Origin of the sequence: Streptomyces sp. DH24, assembly GCF_029813775.1 — a bacterium.
Lineage (GTDB): Bacteria > Actinomycetota > Actinomycetes > Streptomycetales > Streptomycetaceae > Streptomyces.
Genome location: NZ_JARVKW010000038.1, coordinates 1 through 24,271, shown reverse-complemented (window position 1 = coordinate 24,271; position 24,271 = coordinate 1). Strand labels below are relative to the sequence as shown.

The following is a 24,271-nucleotide window of genomic DNA, read 5'->3' as shown; positions in this document are numbered from 1 at the left end:
GGGGCTCGCGGGGTGTGACCGGTACCCGCCGGAGGGCAGTTGGAGAGAACTCTCACTTCTCCCGGCGGGTCGACCGCCGATAAGTGGTTAAAATCGCGGTTGACCAGCGAGGACAGGGCGCCTCGAAGGTCCTGGGCGCGGCCACGTCCTGCGGGCGACGTACCGTATGGGCGCGGGCTCAGGTACCGTGGAAGCCCTACGGACCGGCCTCTCCACGGAGAGTCCGTTCCGGATCATGAACGCGTGTCAAGACTCTGGGGCCGTCGAGCCCCGTCGTTGAGGGGGTCGAGCCATGGGGCGCGGCCGGGCCAAGGCCAAGCAGACGAAGGTCGCCCGCCAGCTGAAGTACAACAGCGGTGGGACAGATCTCGCACGCCTGGCCGAGGAGCTGGGCGCATCGACTGCGAACGCGTCGCCGAACGGCGGCGAACGGTTCGAGGACGATGAGCAAGACGACGACCTGTACGCAAAGTACGCCGACCTCTACGAGGACGACGACGAGGACGAGGACGGCCAGTCCCCGCAGCAGCGTCGCGGCGCTTGACCTTGCACTGAGCATGCACCCGGTCGGTGACTTCGGTCACCGACCGGGTTCTGTGCTGCCCGCACGCTCTCCGTGTGGGGGCAGCCTCACCGCTCAGCTCGCGTAGTCGCCGATCATCGCCGCGCCCGTCTCGTGGTCGCCGCGGTCGGTGATCTCGCCGGCCACCCAGGCGTCCACGCCGCGGTCGGCCAGCGTCGCCAGCGCGACGTCCGTGGACTCCTCGGGCACGATCGCGATCATGCCGACGCCCATGTTCAGCGTCTTCTCCAGCTCCAGGCGCTCGACCGAGCCGGTGCGGCCGACGAGGTCGAAGACCGGCGCCGGGGCCCAGGTGGAGCGGTCCACGATCGCGTGCAGGCCGTCCGGGATCACGCGGGCCAGGTTGGCCGCGAGGCCGCCGCCGGTGATGTGGCTGAAGGCGTGCACGTCGGTCGTGCGCATCAGGGCCAGGCAGTCCAGGGAGTAGATCTTCGTCGGCTCCAGCAGTTCCTCGCCGAGGGTGCGGCCGAGCTCGTCCACGTGGGTGTCGAGGGCCATGCCGCCCTGGTCCAGCAGGACGTGCCGGACCAGCGAGTACCCGTTGGAGTGAAGGCCGGAGGACGCCATGGCGATCACCGCGTCACCCGTACGGATACGATCCGCGCCGAGCAGCCGGTCGGCCTCCACGACGCCCGTACCGGCGCCGGCGACGTCGAAGTCGTCCGGACCCAGCAGGCCGGGGTGCTCGGCCGTCTCGCCGCCCACCAGGGCGCAGCCGGCGAGCACGCAGCCCTCGGCGATGCCCTTGACGATGGCGGCGACACGCTCGGGGTGCACCTTGCCGACACAGATGTAGTCGGTCATGAACAGCGGCTCGGCGCCGCACACCACGATGTCGTCCATGACCATGGCGACCAGGTCGTGGCCGATGGTGTCGTAGACGCCCATCCGGCGGGCGACGTCCACCTTGGTGCCGACGCCGTCGGTGGCGGAGGCGAGCAGCGGGCGCTCGTAGTTCTTCAGCGCGGAGGCGTCGAAGAGGCCGGCGAAACCGCCGAGGCCGCCGAGGACCTCAGGGCGCTGCGTCTTCTTCACCCACTCCTTCATGAGCTCGACGGCGCGGTCGCCCGCCTCGATGTCGACGCCCGCGGCTGCGTAGCTGGCACCAGTTGTCTCAGACATGGCTAATGAGAACCTTCGTGTCGTACAGCAGGTAGTGCGGGCCGGCTACGGGCGGCGGATCGCGTCGGCGGCGGCCGTGGCGGCCGGGCCGGCGGCCAGCTCCGTCTCCAGCAGCTGCTTGCCGAGCAGCTCGGGGTCGGGCAGCTCCATCGGGTACTCGCCGTCGAAGCAGGCGCGGCACAGGTTCGGCTTGGCGATGGTGGTCGCCTCGATCATGCCGTCGATGGAGATGTACGCCAGGGAGTCGGCGCCGAGCGAGGTGCCGATCTCCTCGATGGTCATGCCGTTGGCGATGAGCTCGGCGCGGGTGGCGAAGTCGATGCCGAAGAAGCAGGGCCACTTCACGGGCGGCGAGGAGATCCGGATGTGGACCTCGGCGGCGCCCGCCTCGCGCAGCATGCGGACCAGGGCCCGCTGGGTGTTGCCGCGCACGATGGAGTCGTCGACGACGACCAGGCGCTTGCCCTTGATGACTTCCTTGAGCGGGTTCAGCTTCAGGCGGATGCCGAGCTGGCGAATGGTCTGTGAAGGCTGGATGAAGGTCCGGCCCACGTACGCGTTCTTGACCAGGCCGGCGCCGAACGGGATGCCGGAGGCCTCCGCGTAACCGATCGCGGCGGGGGTGCCGGACTCCGGGGTCGGTATGACCAGGTCGGCCTCGACGGGCGCCTCCTTGGCGAGGCGGCGGCCCATCTCGACGCGGGACAGGTACACGTTCCGGCCGGCGATGTCGGTGTCCGGGCGGGCCAGGTACACGTACTCGAAGACGCAGCCCTTGGGCTTTGCTTCCGCGAATCGGGAGGTGCGCAGGCCGTTCTCGTCGATGGCGACGAACTCGCCCGGCTCGATCTCGCGCACATAGCTGGCGCCGCAGATGTCGAGGGCGGCGGACTCGGAGGCGACCACCCAGCCGCGCTCCAGACGGCCGAGGACCAGCGGGCGGATGCCCTGCGGGTCGCGGGCCGCGTAGAGGGTGTGCTCGTCCATGAAGACGAGGCTGAAGGCGCCGCGCACCTCGGGCAGCACCTTGCCGGCCGCCTCCTCGATGGTCAGCGGCTTGCCGTCCGCGTCGACCTGGCCGGCGAGCAGCGCGGTGACGAGGTCGGTGTCGTTGGTGGCCGCGACCCGGGTGGACCGGCCGGAGTGGTCCTTGGGCAGGTCGGCGACCATCTCGGCGAGCTGCGCCGTGTTGACCAGGTTGCCGTTGTGACCGAGCGCGATCGAGCCCTGCGCGGTGGCGCGGAACGTCGGCTGGGCGTTCTCCCAGACGGAGGCGCCGGTGGTCGAGTAGCGGGCGTGTCCGACCGCGATGTGTCCCTGGAGCGATCCGAGGGAGGTCTCGTCGAAGACCTGGGAGACCAGGCCCATGTCCTTGAAGACGAGGATCTGGGAGCCGTTGCTGACCGCGATTCCCGCGGACTCCTGGCCCCGATGCTGGAGGGCGTAGAGCCCGAAGTACGTGAGCTTGGCGACCTCTTCGCCCGGGGCCCAGACACCGAAGACGCCGCAAGCGTCCTGGGGGCCTTTCTCGCCGGGGAGAAGGTCGTGGTTGAGTCGTCCGTCACCACGTGGCACGTATTCGAGTGTAGGCGAGATCGACCACTGGTCCGAATTCGGGATGGGCCCTCAGTTGTGGATCACCGGGCGGCGACGGCCCGCACGCTGGTGCCGTTGTCGCTGGTCAGCGTGATGGTGCGGTGATCGATCTCGTACGTCAGCGGGCCCTTGAGGGCACGCAGCAGGGCCCTCTCGGTGTCCATGAGTGAGTCTTCGCACATCATTCGGGTGGTGGTGGGGGCGCCGACGGTGATACTGCCGTCGCGGACGGTGGCCTTGGCATTGACGTGGTTGCAGCCGAGCCGGCCGGAGACGGTGCCCTTCTTGGTGTCGAAGGTCAGGTGGGCCTCGCCGGCGGTGCCGGGGCCGGTGACGGTCCACTTCGTGCCGTGCAGGGGCGCGTCCTGCGACTTGCTCAGGCGGACGGTGTCGCCGTCGCCGGCGGTCAGGGTGAGGCGGTCGCTGTTCAGGTCGGTGCTGAGCGCGGCGCCGGTGAGAGTGCGGGCCAGGGCGCGCTCGAAGTCCATGGGCTTCTTCCCGCAGGCCATCTCGGTGGCCGTGGCGTCGCTGAGGCGGACCGTGTCGCCGTCGAGGGCGGCCTTCGCGCTGAAGGTGTTGCAGCCGTAGCTGCCCTCGGCCCGGCCGTCGCCGCCGATGGTGACGTGCGCGTCGGCCGGGGCGCGGTGCGTGGTGCCGTCGACGGTGACGCTGTCGACGCTCCACACCACTCCGGTCAGGGGTTTCTCGGCCCCGACCGATCCGCTGCCCGCCTTCTCGTTGCCGCAGGCCGCCACGAGCGGGACGAGCACGGCGGCGGCCGTCAGGGTCATGAGCTGCTGGTGCCTGTCCATGCCGCTTCGACGGGCACCCGGGACGATCGGTTCCCCCCGGCCCGCCCCCGCGACCGCGTCAGCCCATGAGCGGCAGCAGCCCCGACAGGTCGGACCGCTCGCCGCTCGCGCCGACCTCGGCGGCGGCCACCGCGTCGGCCCACGTCAGCCGCCCCGTCGCGAGGCGGACCCAGGTCAGCGGGTCGGTCTCGACGACGTTCGGCGGGGTGCCGCGGGTGTGCCGGGGACCTTCGACGCACTGCACCACGGCGTACGGCGGGATGCGCACCTCCGTGGAACCCCCGGGCGCCTTCACGGCGAGGGCGTCGGCCAGCAGCCGGGTGCAGGCGGCGAGGGCCTGGCGGTCGTGGGGGATGTCGAGGCCGGGCACGGCGGCGTTGAGGTCGTCGGTGTGCACGACGAGCTCGACGGTGCGCGTGACCAGGTAGTCGGCGAGGGTCATCGCACCGGTCCCGGCGGCGAGCAGACGGGTGCCGGGGGCGTCGGCCAGCCGTGCGGTGAGGCGCTCCTCGGTGCGGGCGTAGAGAGCGTCGAGGTCGGGGTGGGCGGCGGCCGGCTCGCGGGTGCCCTCGGCGATGCCGGCGGCGCGGGCGGCGGTGGCGAAGGGCCAGTCCAGCAGGGTCAGGTCGGCCTGGGCGGGCTCGTCACGGTCGAGGTTGCGGCTGACGCTCTCCACGGCCATGGTCACGTGCGCCGCCAGCTCCCGCACGGTCCACTCCCCGAGCCGGGTGGGGAGCGCGAGCTGCTCGGGGCTCAGGGTGCGTACGGCCTCACGCAGGTGCCCGAACTGGGCGAGGACGGCGGCGCGGATCTTGGCGGGGTCGTAGGCGCGGGGGCGCTTTCTGGCCGGAGGCATGGCGGCAGCCTATGGCCGGACGGCGGTGGCCACGACCGTCTTCCAGGCGTGCCCGGAACGCCCTTGCGGCGGGGCCCACACCGGACCCGACGGACACGGGAGGCCGGGGCACCGGAACGCCGGGACACCGGACACCGGACACCGGACACCGGAACGCCGGGCACCGCAACCCCCGACACCCCGACACCCCGACACCCCGACACCCCGACACCCCGACACCCCGACACCGGCATGATCCGCACGCCGGGTCTCAGGGCTTCAGGCGGACCGCCAGCGCGTACAGGCGGGTGATCTGGTCGACGCTGTCGTTGTCGTCGGAGATCAGGTACAGCGGGCGCCAGCCCTGGTACTCGCCGGTCGTCCACTCCTTGCCCACGGCCATGCCCTCCGCGTTGTCCAGGAGCGGGTTGCGGGGGTTCGAGCCGGGGGTGGCGACCACTCCCGGGCCGCCCGCCGGACAGGCGGCCAGGTCGAAGACCGGGGTGTCCTGCACGAAGCCGTCCGCGGGAAGGCCGTGCAGGGAGTCGACTCCGGTCACGTCCCGGGCGCCTTCGAGGGACAGCTGGACGACACGGACGGCGGTGCCGAGCCCGGAGGTGTACTCGCGCTCCAGCGCGAGGAGTCCGCCCTTGTCGTCGAGGGCGACCAGCTCCGTCAGGTTCATTCCGTCACCGGCGCGGTAGGCGTACTGCTCGTCCGGCGTGTAGGTGCCGCCGGGCGTGCCGGTGTAGCGCTGGATGCGGATGGCGGGCCGGCCGCGGTAGTCGCCGTCCTTGGCCAGTGGGGCCTCCCAGCCCGCGTAGAGGTGCCGTCCGTTCGGTGAGAGGGCGAGGGCCTCGATGCTGCGGCCGGTCTGCGCGCTGCCGCGGGGCCAGTACCGCAGGTCGTCCGGGATGGGGAAGTCCGCGCCGATCTGCTTCCCGCTGGCGATGTCGAAGCGGCGCAGGGCCGGACCGTCCTCGGAGGCGATCAGCGCCGTCCGGCCGCCGCGCTCGACGACCAGCCCTTCACCGTCGAGCTCGCCCTCGGGGAACTTCTCGCCGTTCGCGCGGCGCAGCGTGTGCGCGGTGTCGGCGACGGGGGCCAGGCCGGAGGGGGTGCCGAGGGAGAGCGGGAACAGCAGGTCGGGGGAATTGTCGGTGAGCGCGAGTGCCTCGACGCCGTCCGGGCCCTGGGAGACGAGGGCGAGGGCGGAGACGCCCTTGACCTCCTCGTAGTCGACGTTCTTCTTGTTCAACGCGTCGGAGTGGTCGAGGAGGACGGCGCGGGGCGCCGGGGCGTCGGTGGGGTGGCCCCCGCACTCGCCGGTCGCGGGCACGGGGTGGGCGGTGTGCCACCAGTCGGCGGCCGGCTGCGCGCCGAGGCCGACACCGAGGCCGGCCGCGACGGCGGCCAGGGACCACAGGGCGGTGCGGATCCGGCTTCGGGGCGGCCGGCCGTCGGCGGGCGCGGGCGGGGTCAGCGGCGGGAGCACCGCCACGTTGCGGACGAAGTCCAGTCCGCCGACGCCGTTACGGTCCTCGTCCTGCGGCTCCTGCGGCATCTCGGGCTTCATGGCCGCGATCCGCGCCTTCACCACCTCGAACAGCGTGTGCAGGCCCAGCATGCCGGGCCCGTCCGGCACCCCTCGGCGCAGGACGTCCACCAGTGCCCCGGTGAAGACCGTGCAGCGTCTGGAGTCGGGGGCGTGCGAAGGCCGGTCCTTGGGCGCCGAGGTCATGACGTACGAGCCCTCGACCTCGCGCAGCGTCTTCACCGCCACCATGCCGCCCTGCTCCCCGCGGTTGGCGCCGGCCATCTCGGTGAGCGCCTGGCCGCTGAAGCAGCAGTCGAGGATGAGGACCCGGCGCCGCGCGTCACCCGTGTCGCGGATGGCCCGGCGTACGTCGCGGGAGCGCACGCAGGTGTCCGGCTGGTCCTCCACCGACCCGGGCAGCGTGAGCAGGAGCTGCTGCCCCTCGTGGCGGTCGAGCAGGCCGTGGCCCGCGTAGTAGACGATCAGCGTGTCGTCGGCGAGGAGCCCGGCCTCGCGGATCGGGCCGACCAGATCGGCCGGCGCGACCGGGTTGGAGACCGTGACGATCCGGTCCTCCGGGATTCCCCAGATCTCCTCGTCGGTGAGCGCGGCCCGCAGCTCGACGAGGTTGTGGCGGACGCTGCGCAGGGGGTCCAGCGAGGTGTAGTCGTCCACGCCGATCAGCACGCAGGCGGAACGGCGGGGGTCGATACGGGCGGGAAGGTCCTCCGTGCGGCCGGCGGTGGTCACGTCCCGGCGTCTCCGGAGCCGTCGTCCGGGTCCTCGCCGCGGAGTCTGCGCAGCAGGTCCTCGGCCTCGGCGGAGTCCGCGCCGACGACCTGGACGGTGACCGAGGGCGTACGGTGCCGGCGGCTCTCCCGCCAGGCGAGGTACGCCAGGGGCAGTTGCAGCACCCCGGTCGCGGTGGAGATCACCGCCAGGACCGCCGCGAGCTCCGGGCTCATCCGTCCCGGCCTGTCGCCGGCGATCCGCTCCAGCCGGACGTGGCCGCGCAGCGACCGGTCGTCCGCGAGCCAGCCGAGCAGTGACCGGAGTTCTTCCTCCCGGTCCGGCCCGTCCCCCTCGAACCTGATCCGCAACCGCTCACTCATCGGTCCCCAACCCCGAGCGCCTTCGTCTCATGCACGCTTTCAGGTTGGCACAACGAGCTTGCTTGTCCGGGCACTTGAGAAAAGTCGGGCACGAACGGGAACGGGCCACCGCCCCGGACACCTCGCGGGTGCCCGAAGCGGTGGCCCGTAGGGCCGTCGGCGTTACGCCAGCAGGGCCGGGATCGTCTCCTCGTGGGCCGTGCGCAGCTCGGCCAGGGACAGCGTGAACTCGCCCTGGACCTCGACCGTGTCACCGTCCACGACACCGATGCGGGTGACGGGCAGGCCCCGCGCACCGCACATGTCGTTGAAGCGGACCTCCTCCGAGCGCGGCACCGCGACGATCGCGCGGCCTGCCGACTCGGAGAACAGGAACGTGAACGCGTCCAGACCGTCGGGGACGATCAGGCGCGCGCCCTTGCCGCCGAGCAGCGCCGACTCGACCACGGCCTGGATCAGACCGCCGTCGGACAGGTCGTGCGCGGAGTCGATCATGCCGTCGCGGGAGGCGGAGATCAGGATCTCGGCCAGCAGGCGCTCGCGCTCCAGGTCGACCTTGGGCGGCAGGCCGCCGAGGTGGTCGTGCACGACCTGCGACCAGGCCGAGCCGCCGAACTCCTCACGCGTGTCGCCGAGGAGGTAGATCAGCTGGCCCTCCTCCCGGAAGGCGACCGGCGTGCGGCGCGCGACGTCGTCGATCACGCCGAGGACGGCGACGACCGGCGTCGGGTGGATGGCGACCTCGCCCGTCTGGTTGTAGAGGGAGACGTTGCCGCCGGTCACCGGCGTGCCCAGCTGCCGGCAGCCGTCCGCGAGACCGCGCACGGCCTCCGCGAACTGCCACATGACCGCCGGGTCCTCGGGCGAGCCGAAGTTCAGGCAGTCGGAGACGGCGAGCGGCCTGGCACCGGTCGTCGCCACGTTCCGGTAGGCCTCGGCGAGGGCCAGCTGCGCGCCCGTGTACGGGTCGAGCTTGGCGTAGCGGCCGTTGCCGTCCGTGGCGAGGGCGACACCGAGGCCGGTCTCCTCGTCGATGCGGATCATGCCGGAGTCCTCGGGCTGGGCGAGGACGGTGTTGCCCTGCACGAAGTGGTCGTACTGCGAGGTGATCCACTTCTTGGACGCCTGGTTCGGGGAGGCGACCAGCTTCAGGACCTGGTCCTTGAGCTCCTCGGACGTCTGCGGACGCGGCAGCTTGTTCGCGTCGTCGGCCTGGAGGGCGTCCTGCCAGTCCGGGCGGGCGTACGGGCGCTCGTAGGTCGGGCCCTCGTGGGCGACCGTGCGCGGGTCGACGTCCACGATCTTGCCGCCGTGCCAGAAGATCTCCAGCCGGTCGCCGTCGGTGACCTCACCGATGACGGTGGCGATGACGTCCCACTTGTCGCAGATCTCCAGGAAGCGGTCGACCTTGTCGGGCTCGACGACCGCGCACATGCGCTCCTGCGACTCGCTCATGAGGATCTCCTCCGGCGAGAGCGTGGAGTCGCGCAGCGGTACGTCGTCCAGGGTGACGCGCATGCCGCCGGAGCCGTTGGAGGCGAGCTCGCTGGTCGCGCAGGACAGACCGGCCGCGCCGAGGTCCTGGATGCCGACGACCAGCTTCTCCCTGAAGGCCTCCAGGGTGCACTCGATGAGCAGCTTCTCCTGGAAGGGGTCGCCCACCTGCACGGCGGGGCGCTTCGAGGGCTTGGCGTCGTCGAAGGTCTCCGAGGCGAGGATCGAGGCGCCGCCGATGCCGTCGCCGCCCGTGCGGGCGCCGTACAGGATGACCTTGTTGCCCGCGCCCGACGCCTTCGCCAGGTGGATGTCCTCGTGCCGCATGACACCGACGCAGCCCGCGTTGACCAGCGGGTTGCCCTGGTAGCAGGCGTCGAAGACGACCTCGCCGCCGATGTTCGGCAGGCCCAGGCAGTTGCCGTAGCCGCCGATGCCGGCGACGACGCCGGGCAGCACGCGCTTGGTGTCGGGGTGGTCGGCCGCGCCGAACCGCAGCGGGTCGACCACGGCCACCGGGCGGGCGCCCATCGCGATGATGTCGCGGACGATGCCGCCGACGCCGGTCGCGGCGCCCTGGTAGGGCTCGACGTACGACGGGTGGTTGTGCGACTCGACCTTGAAGGTGACCGCGTAGCCCTGGCCGACGTCGACCACACCGGCGTTCTCGCCGATGCCGACGAGCAGGGCGTCGCTCTCGGGGGCCTTCTCGCCGAACTGGCGGAGGTGGACCTTGGAGGACTTGTACGAGCAGTGCTCGGACCACATGACCGAGTACATGGCGAGCTCGGCACCGGTGGGCCGGCGGCCGAGGATCTCCACGACCCGCTCGTACTCGTCCTTCTTCAGGCCGAGTTCGGCCCAGGGCAGCTCGACGTCGGGGGTCGCGGCCGCGTGCTCGACCGTGTCCAGACGGGAAGGAGCGGCCCGCAGGGCCTCGTTGTCGGGCGGCGGTGGGAGACGGGAGGGCGTCCGGCTCATGCGTTGACCAGCTTCTTGAGGATCGAGGTGAAGAACGGGAGGCCGTCGGTACGACCGGTACCGATCAGCGGCTCCACGGCGTGCTCGGGGTGCGGCATCAGACCGACGACGTTGCCCGCCTCGTTGCTGATGCCGGCGATGTCGCGGAGCGAGCCGTTGGGGTTGCCGTAACCGTGCGCGGCTTCGCCGCGGGCCAGGTACCGGAAGGCGACCCGGCCCTCGGCCTCCAGCTTGTCCAGCGTGTACTCGTCGGCGACGTACCGCCCGTCCATGTTCTTCAGCGGAATGCTGATCTCCTGGCCGGCGGTGAAGTCGCTGGTCCAGAAGGTGTCCGCGTTCTCCACCCGCAGCTTCTGGTCGCGGCAGATGAAGTGGAGGTGGTCGTTGCCGAGCATCGCGCCGGGCAGCAGGTGCGCCTCGGTGAGGATCTGGAAGCCGTTGCAGATGCCGAGGACCGGCAGACCGGCCTTCGCCTGCTCGATGAGGGGCTCCATCACCGGCGAGAAACGGGCGATGGCACCGGCGCGCAGATAGTCGCCGTACGAGAAACCACCGCACAGCACCACGGCGTCGACCTGCTTGAGGTCCTTGTCCTTGTGCCAGAGAGCGACGGGTTCGGCACCGGCGAGACGGATCGCGCGCTGCGTGTCGCGGTCGTCGAGGCTGCCCGGGAAAGTGACGACGCCAATACGAGCGGTCACTTCGCGGCCTCCGCGACTTCCTCCACCTTGACGGTGAAGTCCTCGATCACGGTGTTGGCGAGGAAGGATTCCGCAAGCTCGTGGATGCGGGCGAGCGCGGCCTCGTCGACCGGCCCGTCAACTTCCAGTTCGAATCGCTTTCCCTGGCGGACGTCCGAGATCCCTTCGAAACCCAGACGCGGCAGTGCGCGCTGCACCGCCTGGCCCTGGGGGTCGAGGATCTCCGGCTTGAGCATGACGTCGACTACGACGCGTGCCACTGGCACTCCCGGTGTGTGGTGCTGAGCAGGTTCCTTCAGACTACCCGCACAAAATTTCTACGCGAGTAGAGTTGTAGGAATCTACGTGACCGCTGTCACGATCGGGTCTCGACCGGGTGGCTTCACGAAAAGTTACGGGAAAGATCCGTGATCAGGGCGTGTTCCCTATTGCGCGAGGGACGCGCGGGAGTATTTAGTCGGGCTTCGCAATGCAATCCCGGGCACTGTACAAATGAATTGCCATTGGCCGATACTTTGCCCATTAACAGGCGAACAGTCGACATCTCCGTGACGTCTCGGCACGTCACAACGGACGAGGTGTCGCACGAAGGGACCGATATTCGTGGCGCAGAAGGTCGTGGTCACTCTCTTTGACGACATCGACGGCTCGGAAGCGGCGGAGACGATCGCCTTCGGACTCGACGGCAAGTCGTACGAGATCGACCTGAATGAAGCCAACGCCGAGAAACTGCGTCGGGCCCTGGAGCCCTACGTGGCGGCCGGGCGCAAGCGGTCCAGGTCCGGCAGGACGTACCGGCAGACCGAGGTCGCGCCCGACCCGGCGGCCGTGCGCGCGTGGGCACAGGCCAACAAGATGGACGTGCCGGCCCGCGGGCGGATCCCGAAGAAGGTGTACGAGGCCTTCGCCGCCGCCCAGTGAGCCCGGGGCCGACGACCGGTCACGCGCCCCTCGCCGCAACCGACTTGCGCAGCACCCCGGCTGATCAGCTAGAGTCTGGAGCACGCCGAGGGGCGAGGCCGAAAGGCCCAGCCCACTCAGGACGCGCGGGTGTAGTTCAGTAGTAGAACATCCCCCTTCCAGGGGGAAGGCGCAGTGTGCAATTCCTGTCACCCGCTCTGCATCGCCTCCACCACTCTTGTGGATCAGGTAGGCTGGTGCCCGCGCCGATCGGTGAGAGCCGGTCGGAGGCAATGCGGACGTAGCTCAGTTGGTAGAGCGCAACCTTGCCAAGGTTGAGGTCGCGAGTTCGAGCCTCGTCGTCCGCTCGGGAATGAGACCCCGGTCCCTCAGGGACCGGGGTCTTTTCGTTGTTTCTCCGTCTCCTTCTGCCTCTGCCTCTACCCCTGCCTCTGCTTCTGCGGGCCCCCGCGCCTGACATTTGTCATGCCGAGTGATGACAGCGCGCACTGCTGCCCGGCACCCTTCGCCGGGACCCTGGAGGCATGGAAGCGAACGGACACGAACACGTGATTGAGGTCACAGACCTGCGGCGTGTGTACGGGGGCGGGTTCGAGGCGGTGCGCGGAATCACCTTCTCCGTGCGCCGCGGGGAGATCTTCGCGCTGCTCGGCACCAACGGCGCGGGCAAGACGTCGACCGTCGAACTGCTGGAAGGGCTCGCCGCCCCGGCCGACGGGCGGGTACGGGTCCTCGGCCACGACCCGTACACCGACCGGGCCGCCGTCCGGCCCCGGACCGGCGTGATGCTGCAGGAAGGCGGCTTCCCGTCCGAGCTGACCGTCGCCGAGACCGCGCGGATGTGGGCGGGGTGCGTGAGCGGCGCGCGGCCCGTGCCGGAGACGCTCGCGCTGGTGGGACTGGAGAGCAAGGCCGGCGTCCGCGTGAAGCAGCTGTCCGGCGGTGAGCGGCGGCGCCTCGACCTGGCGCTCGCGCTGCTGGGCCGCCCCGAGGTGCTGTTCCTGGACGAGCCCACGACCGGCCTCGACGCCGAAGGGCGCCGCGACACCTGGGAGTTGGTGAGCGCGCTGCGCGACGGCGGGACGACGGTGCTGCTGACCACGCACTACCTGGAGGAGGCCGAGCACCTGGCCGACCGGCTGGCGATCCTGCACGAGGGGCGCATCGCCGCGACCGGCACACCGGCCGAGGTGACGGCCGCGCAGCCGTCCCGGATCACCTTCGAACTGCCCGACGGCTACTTCGTCGGCGACCTGCCCCCGCTCGGCGAACTCGGCGTGTGCGAGCACGAGACCGAGGGGCGGCTGGTGCGGCTGCGCACCCGGGAACTCCAGCGCACGGCCACCGCGCTGCTGGTGTGGGCCGAGCGCGCCGGGATCGAACTGGGCAGGCTGGACATGCGGTCCGCGTCCCTGGAGGAGGCCTTCCTCGGGATCGCGCGGGCGGCGTCCGCCACGGACGTACGGGAGTACGCGGCATGAGCGACATCACAGTCGATGGCGGCGGGCGGGGCGCGGGCGGCCCGGCGGTGACGACGGCGGGCGGGCGCATGGCGGCGCTCGCGCGGGCCGAGCTGACGCTGCTGGGGCGCAGCCGGGGGACGCTGTTCGCCGCGCTGTTCGTGCCGTTCTTCCTCCCCTTCAGCCTGCGGTCGGCGACCGAGGAGATGGCCCTCGCGGAGGCCGGCCTCACCGTCGGCACGGTCATGCTGCCCGCCGCGGTCGGCTTCTCCCTGCTGTTCGCCGTCTACGGGGCGCTCGTCGGCATCTTCGTCGCCCGGCGCGAGGAACTCGTCCTCAAGCGGCTGCGCACCGGGGAGCTGCGGGACGCCGAGATCCTCGCCGGGGCCGCGTTGCCCGCCGGCACCGTCGGCCTCGTCCAGTCGCTGCTGCTGGCCGCCGGCTGCACGGTCCTGCTGGACCTGCCCGCCCCGCCCGCGCCCCATCTCGCCGTCGCCGGGCTGCTGTTGGGCATCGGGCTGGCGGTGGCGCTGGCCGCGCTCACCGCGAGCTTCACCAGGACCAGTGAGAGCGCGCAGGTCACGCCCATGCCGCTGATGCTGGTGTCCATGCTCGGCTCGGGGATGGGCGTCCCGCTGGAGATGCTGCCCGACCGGCTGGCCGCCGTCTGCGAGGTACTGCCGCTGACGCCCGTCATCACCCTGATCCGCGGCGGCTGGACGGGCGACCTCTCCGCCCACGAGGCACTGGGCGCCGTCACCACGGCCCTGGCCTGGACGGTCGTGGCGGTGTTTGCTGTACGGCGGTGGTTCCGCTGGGAGCCGCGGCGGTGACGTACGACGAGGTGCCCGGGGAGGGCTGACGATGCGCGGGCCGGGCAGGTGGTGGCGGGGCAAGAGCACGCCGGCGAAGGTCGAGACGTACACCCGGTGGTCCTTCCACTCCTTCGCGGTGATCGAGGTCACCCTGTTCGGGCTGCCGCTGCTGGAACACGCGCGGATGCCGTACGCGGCCTGGCTGGCGGCGGTGCTGGCCGGGCACGCCCTGCTGTGCGCGGTGACCGGTTCGCGGGCGCTCGACTGGCACCGGGGCCGGCGCGAGCAGCCCCTGCGGCTGATGTGGGTGCTCGCCGCGGTCGGCACGGCGCTCGCGGTCGGTGCCCTCGCCCTCGCCGACCACGTCCCCGGCGACAAGGCCGTCGGCACCGCGCTGACCTCGTCGTTCGCCGGTGTGCTGATCTTCGGCGCGGGCGCGATCTCGCTCGGTGTGCGGAGCCGGCGGCGCGTCCTGGGGCTGGTGGGCGGCTGTGGGGCCGGTTCCGCCGGCGTGGTCCTCGTACTGAACGGCTCCGTCGCCGCCGCGCTGGGCGCCGGGCTCGGGGTCCTCGCGGGGGCCGCCTTCTTCGCCTTCACCTCCGTCTTCTCCGTCTGGCTCCTCAACGCCGTCTACGCGCTCGACGAGGCCCGCGAGACCCGGGCCCGCCTCGCCGTCGCCGAGGAGCGGCTGCGGTTCGGGCGGGACCTGCACGACGTGATGGGGCGCAACCTCGCCGTGATCGCCCTCAAGAGCGAGCTGGCCGTCCAGCTCGCCCAGCGGGGGCGGCCCGAGGCCGTGCCGCAGATGGTGGAGGTGCAGCGCCTGGCGAGGGAGGCGCAGCGGGAGGTGCGGGAGGTCGTCCGCGGCTACCGCGAGGCCGACCTCGGCAGCGAACTCGCTGGCGCACGTGGCGTGTTGAGTGCCGCCGGCATCGACTGCACGGTCACCGGGACGGCCGACGGGCTGCCCGCGCCCGTCCAGTCGGCCCTCGGCTGGGTGGTCAGGGAGGCGGCGACGAACGTCCTGCGCCACGGCGACGCCTCGCGCTGCGAGGTGCGGCTGGAGGTGACCGAGGGGCGCGTGGTGCTGTCGGTGGAGAACGACGGGGTGCCGGTGGAGAGGAAGGGCGCGGTGACGGCCGGGGACGAGGTCCCTGTGCGGGTCGGCGGGTCCGGTGGGTCCGGGCTCGACGGGCTCCGGGAGCGGCTCGCGCGGCTCGACGGAACGCTGCGGGCGGGTCCGACGGGGAGTGGGAGCTTCCGGTTGGAGGCGGAGGTACCGGTGCCCGTGCCGGGCGGCTCGGCCGAGGACGGGCGTGCGGAAGGCGAGACCGATCACGCGGAACCGGCCGAACGGCTCGGTCGGGCGCAGGGCAGGCATGCGGAAGGCGAGCCCGATCAGGCGGAACCCGTGGCAGCCGAACGGCTCGGTCGGGCGCAAGGCAGGCATGCGGAAGGCGAGCCCGATCACGCGGAACCGGCCGAACGGCTCGGTCGGGCGCAGGGCAGGCATGCGGAAGGCGAGCCCGATGACGCGGAACCCGTGGCAGCCGAACGGCTCGGGCGGGCGCCGCCCGGCCCGTGAGTGAGGTCACCTCATGACGGCGCGGTCCGGGCGGGCCGTACGGCTGCTGCTCGCCGACGACGAGCATCTGATCCGAGGGGCGCTCGCGGCCCTGCTGTCCCTGGAGGACGACCTGATGGTCGTGGCGGAGGCGGCGACCGGCCCCGAGGCACTGGCGATGGCGCGGGCGCACGAGCCCGACGTCGCCGTGCTGGATCTTCAGATGCCGGGCGCGGACGGTGTGAAGGTCGCCACATCACTGCGGGCGGAGCTGCCGGACTGCCGGGTGCTCATCGTGACCAGTCACGGCCGCCCCGGGCATCTGAAGCGAGCGCTCGCGGCGGGCGTGCGCGGGTTCGTCCCGAAGACGGTCAGCGCACAGCGGCTCGCGGAGATCATCCGTACCGTGCACGCCGGAAACCGTTACGTCGATCCGGAGTTGGCGGCCGACGCGATCGCCGCCGGTGACTCGCCGCTGACCGCGCGGGAGGCGGAGGTGCTGGAGCTCGCCGCCGACGGGGCGCCCGTCGCGGAGATCGCGGAGCGGGCCGCGCTGTCGCAGGGGACCGTGCGGAACTACCTGTCGTCGGCGGCGTCGAAGCTCGGGGCGGAGAACCGTCATACGGCGGTGCGTCTCGCACGGGAGCGAGGTTGGGTATAGTTGCTCTCGCGCCACGGCGCACTGCGGACGTAGCTCAGTTGGTAGAGCGCAACCTTGCCAAGGTTGAGGTCGCGAGTTCGAACCTCGTCGTCCGCTCCAGTCACAAAGGCCCCGGTCATCGACCGGGGCCTTTGTCGTGCGCGGGGGACGGGCGCGGGGAGGCGCGGGCCCCGGTCGTCGCCGGGGCCCGGACCTCCTCGTGCGGTCAGCTCCAGGCGGTGCCCGTCAGCCGCTCGTACGCCTCCACGTACTTCGCCCGCGTCGCGTCCACGACCTGCCGCGGCAGCGGCGGCGGGGGCTGCTCGCCCGCCCGGTCCCAGCCCGACTCGGCGGAGGTGAGCCAGTCACGGACGAACTGCTTGTCGTACGACGGCTGCGCGCGCCCCGGCTGCCACTGGTCGGCGGGCCAGAAGCGGGAGGAGTCCGGCGTGAGGACCTCGTCCGCGAGGACCAGCGCCTCACCCTCGAAGCCGAACTCGAACTTGGTGTCCGCGAGGACGATGCCGCGGTCACGGGCGATGTCGCGCGCGCGGGAGTAGACGGCGAGGGTGGCCTGGCGCAGCTGCGCGGCGGTCTCGGCGCCGACCTGGCGGGCGACCTCCTCGTAGGAGACGTTCTCGTCGTGCTCGCCGACCTCGGCCTTGGTGGCCGGGGTGAAGATCGGGGCGGGCAGCTCCGAACCGTCGACGAGCCCCTCGGGGAGGGCGAGGCCGCAGACGGTGCGGGACTCCCGGTACTCGGCGAGGCCGGAGCCGGTGAGGTAGCCGCGGGCCACGCACTCCACGGGGATCATCCGCAGCGACTTGCAGACGAGGGTGCGCCCGGCCCAGTCGGCGGGGGCGCCGGCGGGCAGCTCGGTGCTCAGGACGTGGTTCGGGACGAGGTCCGCGAGCTGGTCGAACCACCACAGGGAGAGCTGGGTGAGGACCCGCCCCTTGTCGGGGATCTCGGTGGGCAGCACCCAGTCGTAGGCGGAGATGCGGTCGCTCGCGACCATCACGAGGTCGCCCGCCTCGTTCTGGTACAGGTCGCGCACCTTGCCGGTGTGCAGATGCACCAGACCCGGAACCTGAAGCGGTTCGGGCTTTTCGACGAATCCGGACACGGTTCCTCCCCGTGGTTCTGTACGACTCCCCCCGATTCTTCCGTATGGCGACGTCAGGGGCGCCGCCAGGGGCGCCATCGGCGTCGCCGCCCGGTTACGGGGCCTCGTCCGGGGCGTCAGTCGCGCTTGCAGATGCGGTCCAGCAGGTTGGCCGTCGCGCGCTGGATGCGCGGGTCCACGTGGCCGGGGCGGTTCAGGGCCGGGGACCAGGCGAAGGTGCCGGCGGCGAACACCCAGGCGCCCGACGGGGCCCGGTAGAGGGACGTCTCCTGGTGGCGCGGGGCGCCGTCCGCGTCGGTGTACGGGGAGTGGGCGAGCAGGGTCCGCTCCTCGTACGCGGGCAGCGGCGTGCGCGGGAAGTAGCGGTCGGCCTCGCCCGCGACCAGCCCGTCGATCTCGTCGCCGTCCCGGGCGCCGGTCGCCTCCCACAGCCAGTGGTCGGCGTTGCGGACGATCAGCGGGTGGGGCTCGGGGACGCGGCCCGCGTACTGGATGCCCAGCAACTGCTGCTCGGGACGGTCGGTCTCCCGCCACAGCACCGGCCTGCCGGGGCCCTTGCGCTTGCGGCAGGTCAGCAGGCGGTCCGGGACGCCGAACGGCGAAGGGCTCAACTCCACCTGCCAGTGCATGGTGTTGGCGCACAGGAACACCAGGGACGTGCCGTGCTCGCGGGCGCGGTCCGCGGCGGCGCGCATCGGGACCGACCAGTACTCGTCGAGGCCGGGGAAGACCAGTCCCCGGTAGCGGGTGGGGTCGACGCGGCCGGCGTGCAGGTCGCGGGCGTCGGCGTAGGCCAGGTCGTAGCCGTAGCGCTCGGTCCAGCGGATGACGTCGTACGCGTGGCCGGCGTACATGGGCAGTCCCCGGCCCGCGTACGGGCGGTCGAAGGAGACCGTCGTCGCGGCGTCGGCCTCGCCGAGCAGCCGGCCCCCCTCGCCCCAGGCGTGGTAAAGGCTGGCACCGGTGCGGCCGTCCTCCGGGTAGAGGTTGTACGCCTGCCAGGTGATGTCCGGCAGGACGATCAGCAGGTCCGCCGGGCGGTCGTCGCGGACGGTGAACGGCACGTGGGAGCGGTAGCCGTCGGCGGTCGTGAGCACGGCGACGTACGCGCCGGGGTTCCAGTACGACGGGACCTGCAGCCGCCAGGACAGCCACCAGTGATGGCAGGAGACCGTACGGTCCGCGGTGAGCGGCGCGGGCTGCACGATGCCGGACAGGCGGGGGCTCGTGGTGATCTTCGCGGCGCCGTCGCCGCCGTAGTGGCCGATGCGGTAGACGTCGACGCCGAATTCCTGGGGCGGGTTCACCGTGATGTGGAAGTCGATCGCCTCGCCGGGGGCCACGGCGCCGGTCGCCGTGAATCCCTTGATCTGCAGGCGCACGTCGTCCGCCGAGCGCGGTCCGCCTACGGCCCTGGGGGACGGGATCCTCCCGGTGCCGGCCCGGGTCGCCCGCGCCTGGCCGGTGGCGGCTGCCGGGGGCAAGTCCGCGCCCGCGCCCGCACTCGCGTCCGCGTACCAGGGGACGACCCGGCCGGTGTCCCCGACGTACGTCTCGGTACCGCACAGCCAGGGGACGGGGCCCTGCCCGAAGGGATCCGTCACGGCGTGCGCCGGCACTCCCGGCTCCCGGCGGCGGATCTGGTCCGACCCCATCGGCCTTCCCCTCCCTCGTCCCCCGCGGTCGCGCCTCTTCGTGGTGGTCGCCGGTCGCCGCGCGGCCTGCCCCATGTCCTGTGCCGACATGTCCTGTGCGGGCATGTCCTGTGCGGGCATGTCCTGTGTCGACATCCCCGTGTCGACATGTCCTGTGTCGACGGCGATTGCCATGCGCGATCGTTCCCAGCACATCACATAACGCGCGCACACTGTCACTATTCGTTGCGGATTGGCCGAAAGTGGAACCGGGGGGTCCGACTGGGAGGAAAGGGCTGGGGGAGGGCGGGGAGGCGCGGTGAGGGGGTGATTCACCGCGGTGAGTGCGCGCCCGCGGCGTGGTTGTCAGCGTGGGGCGGGGGTGTCCTGGCGGTACGGGGGCGCCCGGGCGGCGCGGGCGGCGCGGGGGTGTCCGGGCAGCGCGGGCAACGCGGGGGGCGGGCGGGCGGCGCGGGCGGCGCGAGGGTGTCCGGGCAGCGCGTCAGACGAGCCGGACCGGCTTTTCCGGGCGTATGCCCAGCTCCGTCAGCCAGGAGCGTAGGGGTGTCGGGTCGCCCTCCTCCACGAGGCTCAGGACGCGGGGGCCCAGGTCGGTCGCGCGTTCGCCGTTGACCAGGAGCGACGGGCCGTCGAGCCAGTCGAGGCCCGGTGCCGCGCCGGCGGTGTCCATCGCGGCGCAGCACACCAGCGCCGTGATGTGGTCCGCGAGCAGTTCCCGGCCGGTGCGCGGCGGCTGGAGCGGGAACAGCGGGAGTGCCTGGTCGTCCCACAGCACGGTGTCCGGGCCGGTCTGGCCGGGGTGCGCGCCGACGGGCGGGGCGGTCCGGGCGGCGACCGCCTCCTCGCGGGCCACCTCGGCGCTGAGGCCGGCGGCGAGGGCGGCGCTGCGCGGGGTGGTGCCGCAGAGGTCCTCCTCGTCGTCGTAGCCCTCGGGGCGGTAAGGCTCGGGGGGTCCGTGGGGCTCCGTGGCCTCGGGTGCCTCGGCCGTCCCGGAGGCCTCGCCGGTCCCGGAGGCCTCGCCGGTCCCGGGCACCTCGCCGGTCCCGGGCACCTCGTCTGCCTCGGCTACCTCGGATATCCCGGCGGCCCCGGTGGCCTCGGTCGCCCCGGTGGCCTCTGAGGTCCCGAAAGCCCCTGCCCCGGCTGCCCCAGTTGCCCCGGCTGCCCCGGGGGCCTCGGGGGCCTCGGATTCCCCAGCTGCCTCGGGCTCCTCGGATGGGTGCCCTGGTGTCGGCCGCGGGCCTGTCGGTTCCGCGAGGTGGTCGCGGGGGCGGGGTTCGGTGAGGTGGTCGAGGGCGCCGGGTTCCGTGAGGTGGTCCAGGGCGCTGCGTTCCGTGAGGTGGTCGAGGACGCGGGACAGGGTCGGGCCGTCCGTGCCCGGGGTGCGGGCGTCGGTGTCGCGGCGGACGCCCAGGGTGTCGAGGACGCGGTGCAGGCGGGCCGCGTCGGTGCGCCACTTGCGGTCCACGACCTCCTCCGGATACGCGTCCCAGTCCACCGGGGACCAGTCCGGGCCGGTCTCGGCAGGGCCGCCGTGGAAGAGACGGGCGGCGAGGAGCGAGGTCGCCTCGTCGATCAGGCCGGGCTCCTCCAGCAGGTCGCAGGCGGGACGCTCACCGAGCCGGGAGGCGAACCCCTCGGCCAGGCGGTCGCGCCGGGACAGCTCGGTGAGGGCCGCGACGACACCCGCGTCCAGCCGTGAGGGCCAGCGGCCCATCCGCCAGGCGGGCAGCGCGACCCGGGTCAGCAGGCGGTCCCAGCCGGCGTACGCCAGGCCGACCTGTTCCTGGGCGACGATCCGCAGGCCGTAGTCCACGGCCTGTGCACGCTCGGCGGCCGCGGTGGCGACGCCGCGCTCCATCTCGGCGGCGTGCACGCGGCAGCCGCGCAGCATCAGTCGGGCCACCCAGCCGACGCCGGCCAGCAGCGGGCGGGTCAGCGGTCCGCGGCCGGGCGCCGAGGTCACGGCGACCGCGGCGTCCAGGCCTCGGACGAAGCGCCGGGCGGCCGCTATGTCGGGGTGCGCCGACGGGCCCGTACCGGCGACGACCGGGGCGAGGACCGCGCGGAGTTCGGCGACGCGCATCCACCACAGGAAGGGGGAGCCGATGACGAGGACGGGGGCGGTGGCGGCGCGGCGGTGTGCGCCGATGCCGGTGGCCGTGTCGTCGTGGTCCTGGCCGAGGCCGCGGCTGCCCGTGGCGTGCCCGGCGTGGCCACCGTGCCGACCAGGGGCGTCGTGCGTCTCATGCCCGTCGGGCGTCCCGTGACCCTCGGGCGTCCCGTGGCCCTCGGGTCTGTCGTGGGCGTCGGGGGACGGGCCGGGGACGGCGGACACGGGTGTGCTCGTGGGCGGGCCGTGGGCCGGGTGGGTGCGGTCCTCCAGCCAGCTGTCGCAGTCCGGGGTGAGCGCTATCGCGGACGGTGCGGGAACGTCGAGGCGGTCGGCGAGGTCGCGCACCATCCGGTACAGATCGGGGGCCGACTCCTCGGCGATCGGAACCGTCGGGCTCATGGCCGGACGGGAACGGGCGACGACCAGGGCGATGCCGGCAGCGGCGAGCAGGACCAGGACGGCGACCGGGGTCACGGCCCAGCGGGCGACGTCCCAGCCGGCGCCCGTGAGATGCCCGGTCGAACCGCCGACGAGCAGGATCACGGCGGCGGCAGCGGGCAGCAGGGCGACGGCCAGTGCCCATCTGCGCATGCGCAGTACGGCGATCGCCCTGGAGCGCGCGGCCTGCGCGCCCACCTCCATACCCATACCGGTCACGCCGGAGCTCAACCCCTCCCTGATGTCCTTGGTGCTCTCCTGCTCGGTGCCGTTCTCGTGGTGCTCACTCCCCCACTGTGGCACCCGGCACTGACATCGCAATGCCGGTGGGCCATGTGCCGGAAAGCCTGCGCCGCACCCTAGTTGGGGCCCCGGCCGTCGTCAGCCGGATGGGGCATCGGTCACTCGATGGAATGGCTTTGGGGAAAGGTGGATGACGGACAGCAAGGCGCAGGCCCCGGATCCTGAGAAGGTCCGGGGCCTGCGAGGTTCGTCGGTTTCCGGTTACGGCAGCGGCGGCCGGGCCGGGAGTGCGCTCAGGCGTCAGCGGCTGCTCCCGCCACCTTCGCCGCGATGTCCGTACGGTGCTGGGAACCGTCCAGCCGGATGCGGCCCACCGCCCGGTACGCGCGCTCGCGGGCCTCGGTGAGGTCCTTGCCCGTCGCGGTCACGGACAGGACGCGTCCGCCGGCGCTGACCACGTGGTCGCCGTCCTGCCTGGTGCCGGCGTGCAGCACGTACGCGTGCGGGGCGTCCTCGGCGGCCACCTCGTCCAGGCCGGTGATCGGGTCGCCGGTGCGCGGGGTGCCGGGGTAGTTGTGCGAGGCGACGACCACGGTGACCGCGGCGTCCTCGCTCCAGCGCAGCGGCTCCAGGTCGGCGAGGTTGCCGGTCGCGGCGGCCATCAGGAGGCCGGCGAGCGGCGTCTTCAGGCGGGCCAGGACCACCTGGGTCTCGGGGTCGCCGAAGCGGGCGTTGAACTCGATGACGCGCACGCCGCGCGAGGTGATCGCGAGACCGGCGTAGAGCAGGCCGGAGAACGGGGTGCCACGGCGGCGCATCTCGTCGACCGTGGGCTGCAGGACCGTCTGCAGCACCTCGTCGACCAGCTTCGGGTCCGCCCACGGCAGCGGCGAGTACGCGCCCATGCCGCCGGTGTTCGGGCCCTCGTCGCCGTCCAGGGCGCGCTTGAAGTCCTGGGCGGGCTGGAGCGGGACGACGGTGTCGCCGTCGGTGACCGCGAAGAGGGAGACCTCCGGGCCGTCGAGGAACTCCTCGATCACGACGCGCTCGCAGCCCGCCGCGTGCTCCTTGGCCGCCTCGACGTCGCCGGTGACGACGACGCCCTTGCCGGCCGCGAGCCCGTCGTCCTTGACGACGTACGGAGCGCCGAAGGCGTCGAGGGCCGTGGCGACCTCGTCGGGGGTGGTGCAGACGTAGGAGCGGGCGGTGGGGACACCCGCCGCCGCCATCACGTCCTTGGCGAAGGCCTTGGAGCCCTCCAGCCGCGCCGCCTCCTTGGAGGGGCCGAAGACCGGGATGCCCGCCTCGCGCACCGCGTCGGCGACCCCGGCGACGAGCGGGGCCTCCGGGCCCACGACCACCAGCTGGGCGCCCAGCCGCGTGGCGAGTGCGGTCACGGCCGCGCCGTCGAGGGCGTCGACCTGGTGCAGCTCGGCGACCTCGGCGATGCCGGCGTTGCCGGGGGCGCAGTGCAGCGCCGTGACGTCGGGGTCGAGGGACAGGGAGCGGCACAGGGCGTGTTCGCGGGCACCGCTGCCGATGACGAGGACCTTCACGGGGTTCAGCCTAACGGGAGGGGAGCCCTCTTCTTTGTGCGGGCTTCCGAGGGGACGGCGGTGATGGGGTTGGAGGTTTCTCCAACCGGCGGCTGCGCGGGCAGGCGTGCGGCTGTGCTCTCCCGCCGCTCAGTGGCCGACCCGTGCCCTGGCGGACCGGCCACTCACCCCCGTCCGACCCGTCCGGGAACCCGCCCGGCGGGATCAGTCGTTCGAGATCTCCTCCACGACGGTCGCGCCCAGTTCGCGGACGAGCAGTTCCGTCCCGGAGAGGGCCGACTCGTCGAGGTCGGGATCGTCGTCCTCCGGGATGTCGTCCTCGGGCGAGATCGGGGGCGGCGCGGGGGCGGCGGGCTGGGGCACGGGCGCGGGGGCGGTCGCCTGCGCCGCCGTGGACTGCGCGACCGACGCCGCAGGTGTGGTCGGCGCCGACGCCTGCGGGGGCGCCGGGCGGGGAGCGGGCGTACCGCCACCGCCGTAGCCACCGGCGCCGCCGCCTCCGTAGCCACCGCCGCCCTGGCTGCCCGTGCCGCCGCCGTATCCGCCCGAAGGGCCGGCCGGTGCCGGGGCGCCCGCGCCGCCGGACGGGTCGACGATCGCCTCGATCTTCCACTGGACGTTGAACTGCTCGCCCAGCGCCTGCCGCAGGACGTCCTCGCTGCCGCTGCTCACGAAGTTGTCCCGCGCGCCCGCGTTGACGAAGCCGAGCTGGAGGGTCGTGCCGTCGAAGCCGGTCACCTGGGCGTTCTGGCTGAGCAGGATCCAGGTGAACCGGCGGCGATTCTTGACGGCCTCCAGGATGTTCGGCCACAGCATGCGGGGGTCGAGGCCGCCGCTCGGGGGTTGAGCGGGGGTGGACGCCTGGGCGGGCGGCGCGGCCGGGGGCGCGGACCGGGCGGGGGGCGTGGACGAAGGTGCGGAAGCGGGTGTGGGTGCGGCTGCGGATGCGGGTGCGGGGGTGCCC

General features: G+C 72.6%; 19 protein-coding genes, 3 tRNA genes and 1 pseudogene. 9 read left to right on the top strand and 14 right to left on the bottom strand.

Translation table 11 applies throughout. The features are described 5' to 3' along the window. The first annotated feature begins 292 nt into the window (after positions 1-292). Complete coding sequence (locus QC282_RS25640; protein WP_279551926.1) at positions 293-544, top strand: DUF3073 domain-containing protein; 252 nt, start codon at positions 293-295, stop codon at positions 542-544. Between the two features lie 93 nt (positions 545-637). Here QC282_RS25640 and purM read toward each other — a convergent pair whose 3' ends face one another. The 9 genes from purM to purS all read right to left on the bottom strand — a co-directional run bounded on the left by purM (position 638) and on the right by purS (position 11,033). Continuing rightward, a complete protein-coding gene (gene purM / locus QC282_RS25635; protein ID WP_279551925.1) occupies positions 638-1,705 on the bottom strand; it encodes a phosphoribosylformylglycinamidine cyclo-ligase in 1,068 nt (355 codons plus the stop codon). Between the two features lie 45 nt (positions 1,706-1,750). Further along, complete coding sequence (gene purF / locus QC282_RS25630) at positions 1,751-3,280, bottom strand: amidophosphoribosyltransferase (RefSeq protein WP_279551924.1); 1,530 nt, start codon at positions 3,278-3,280, stop codon at positions 1,751-1,753. Between the two features lie 62 nt (positions 3,281-3,342). After that, positions 3,343-4,113, bottom strand: coding sequence for an META domain-containing protein (locus QC282_RS25625; protein ID WP_279551923.1), 771 nt, complete (start codon positions 4,111-4,113; stop codon positions 3,343-3,345). Between the two features lie 58 nt (positions 4,114-4,171). Next, entirely contained in the window at positions 4,172-4,969 is a 798-nt protein-coding gene (locus QC282_RS25620) for a maleylpyruvate isomerase family mycothiol-dependent enzyme (RefSeq protein ID WP_279551922.1), read from the bottom strand. A gap of 250 nt (positions 4,970-5,219) precedes the next feature. After that, a complete protein-coding gene (locus QC282_RS25615; protein WP_279551921.1) occupies positions 5,220-7,235 on the bottom strand; it encodes an esterase-like activity of phytase family protein in 2,016 nt (671 codons plus the stop codon). Next, on the bottom strand, positions 7,232-7,597 hold the full coding sequence (locus QC282_RS25610) for a hypothetical protein (protein WP_279551920.1): 366 nt from the start codon (positions 7,595-7,597) through the stop codon (positions 7,232-7,234). Before QC282_RS25610 ends, QC282_RS25615 begins: the two co-directional genes overlap by 4 nt. A 162-nt stretch (positions 7,598-7,759) precedes the next feature. Next, complete coding sequence (gene purL / locus QC282_RS25605; protein WP_279551919.1) at positions 7,760-10,072, bottom strand: phosphoribosylformylglycinamidine synthase subunit PurL; 2,313 nt, start codon at positions 10,070-10,072, stop codon at positions 7,760-7,762. Then, the gene (purQ, locus tag QC282_RS25600; RefSeq protein WP_279551918.1) at positions 10,069-10,773 is read right to left on the bottom strand and encodes a phosphoribosylformylglycinamidine synthase subunit PurQ; all 705 of its coding nucleotides are present in this window, start codon (positions 10,771-10,773) and stop codon (positions 10,069-10,071) included. The genes purL and purQ overlap by 4 nt, the downstream gene beginning before the upstream one ends. Then, positions 10,770-11,033: a phosphoribosylformylglycinamidine synthase subunit PurS gene (gene purS / locus QC282_RS25595; RefSeq protein ID WP_279551917.1), complete on the bottom strand. Its 264-nt coding sequence runs from the start codon at positions 11,031-11,033 to the stop codon at positions 10,770-10,772. Before purS ends, purQ begins: the two co-directional genes overlap by 4 nt. Positions 11,034-11,376: 343 nt before the next feature. On the opposite strand from purS, the gene QC282_RS25590 reads away from it, so the two are divergent. The 8 genes from QC282_RS25590 to QC282_RS25555 all read left to right on the top strand — a co-directional run bounded on the left by QC282_RS25590 (position 11,377) and on the right by QC282_RS25555 (position 16,293). Beyond that, the gene (locus tag QC282_RS25590; RefSeq protein ID WP_279551916.1) at positions 11,377-11,694 is read left to right on the top strand and encodes an Lsr2 family protein; all 318 of its coding nucleotides are present in this window, start codon (positions 11,377-11,379) and stop codon (positions 11,692-11,694) included. Positions 11,695-11,819: 125 nt separating this feature from the next. Then, positions 11,820-11,891 (top strand) — tRNA-Gly (locus tag QC282_RS25585). 77 nt (positions 11,892-11,968) lie between these two features. Further along, positions 11,969-12,041: transfer RNA gene (locus QC282_RS25580), tRNA-Gly, on the top strand. A gap of 177 nt (positions 12,042-12,218) precedes the next feature. Continuing rightward, positions 12,219-13,175 carry an ABC transporter ATP-binding protein gene (locus QC282_RS25575; RefSeq protein WP_279551915.1) on the top strand — a complete coding sequence of 319 codons (957 nt, stop codon included), beginning with the start codon at positions 12,219-12,221 and terminating at the stop codon, positions 13,173-13,175. Beyond that, positions 13,172-13,987 (top strand): ABC transporter permease, encoded by an 816-nt coding sequence (locus tag QC282_RS25570; protein ID WP_279551914.1) that lies wholly within the window; start codon positions 13,172-13,174, stop codon positions 13,985-13,987. Before QC282_RS25575 ends, QC282_RS25570 begins: the two co-directional genes overlap by 4 nt. Before the next feature lie 31 nt (positions 13,988-14,018). Next, positions 14,019-15,554 carry a histidine kinase gene (locus QC282_RS25565; protein WP_279551913.1) on the top strand — a complete coding sequence of 512 codons (1,536 nt, stop codon included), beginning with the start codon at positions 14,019-14,021 and terminating at the stop codon, positions 15,552-15,554. A 13-nt stretch (positions 15,555-15,567) separates the two neighbouring features. Then, a complete protein-coding gene (locus QC282_RS25560; protein WP_279551912.1) occupies positions 15,568-16,194 on the top strand; it encodes a response regulator transcription factor in 627 nt (208 codons plus the stop codon). Positions 16,195-16,217: 23 nt separating this feature from the next. After that, positions 16,218-16,293: transfer RNA gene (locus tag QC282_RS25555), tRNA-Gly, on the top strand. Positions 16,294-16,399: 106 nt separating this feature from the next. Here QC282_RS25555 and QC282_RS25550 read toward each other — a convergent pair. From QC282_RS25550 to QC282_RS25530, 5 genes and pseudogenes are all read right to left on the bottom strand, one after another. Further along, positions 16,400-17,299 (bottom strand): phosphoribosylaminoimidazolesuccinocarboxamide synthase, encoded by a 900-nt coding sequence (locus tag QC282_RS25550; protein WP_279551911.1) that lies wholly within the window; start codon positions 17,297-17,299, stop codon positions 16,400-16,402. A 116-nt stretch (positions 17,300-17,415) separates the two neighbouring features. Then, positions 17,416-18,954: a N,N-dimethylformamidase beta subunit family domain-containing protein gene (locus QC282_RS25545; RefSeq protein ID WP_279551910.1), complete on the bottom strand. Its 1,539-nt coding sequence runs from the start codon at positions 18,952-18,954 to the stop codon at positions 17,416-17,418. A 481-nt stretch (positions 18,955-19,435) separates the two neighbouring features. After that, a complete protein-coding gene (locus tag QC282_RS25540; protein ID WP_279551952.1) occupies positions 19,436-21,727 on the bottom strand; it encodes a hypothetical protein in 2,292 nt (763 codons plus the stop codon). A 317-nt stretch (positions 21,728-22,044) separates the two neighbouring features. Further along, a complete protein-coding gene (gene purD / locus QC282_RS25535; protein WP_279551909.1) occupies positions 22,045-23,307 on the bottom strand; it encodes a phosphoribosylamine--glycine ligase in 1,263 nt (420 codons plus the stop codon). Between the two features lie 204 nt (positions 23,308-23,511). Beyond that, positions 23,512-24,271, bottom strand: a pseudogene (locus QC282_RS25530) (DNA polymerase III subunit gamma and tau); the annotation flags it as partial.

Coding starts and splice junctions, on each gene's coding strand:
- QC282_RS25640 (WP_279551926.1), top strand. CDS start 293: ATGGGGCGCGGCCGGGCCAAGGCCAAGCAGACGAAGGTCGCCCGCCAG.
- purM (WP_279551925.1), bottom strand. CDS start 1,705: ATGTCTGAGACAACTGGTGCCAGCTACGCAGCCGCGGGCGTCGACATC.
- QC282_RS25625 (WP_279551923.1), bottom strand. CDS start 4,113: ATGGACAGGCACCAGCAGCTCATGACCCTGACGGCCGCCGCCGTGCTC.
- QC282_RS25620 (WP_279551922.1), bottom strand. CDS start 4,969: ATGCCTCCGGCCAGAAAGCGCCCCCGCGCCTACGACCCCGCCAAGATC.
- QC282_RS25610 (WP_279551920.1), bottom strand. CDS start 7,597: ATGAGTGAGCGGTTGCGGATCAGGTTCGAGGGGGACGGGCCGGACCGG.
- purL (WP_279551919.1), bottom strand. CDS start 10,072: ATGAGCCGGACGCCCTCCCGTCTCCCACCGCCGCCCGACAACGAGGCC.
- QC282_RS25575 (WP_279551915.1), top strand. CDS start 12,219: ATGGAAGCGAACGGACACGAACACGTGATTGAGGTCACAGACCTGCGG.
- QC282_RS25570 (WP_279551914.1), top strand. CDS start 13,172: ATGAGCGACATCACAGTCGATGGCGGCGGGCGGGGCGCGGGCGGCCCG.
- QC282_RS25565 (WP_279551913.1), top strand. CDS start 14,019: ATGCGCGGGCCGGGCAGGTGGTGGCGGGGCAAGAGCACGCCGGCGAAG.
- QC282_RS25560 (WP_279551912.1), top strand. CDS start 15,568: ATGACGGCGCGGTCCGGGCGGGCCGTACGGCTGCTGCTCGCCGACGAC.
- QC282_RS25545 (WP_279551910.1), bottom strand. CDS start 18,954: ATGGGGTCGGACCAGATCCGCCGCCGGGAGCCGGGAGTGCCGGCGCAC.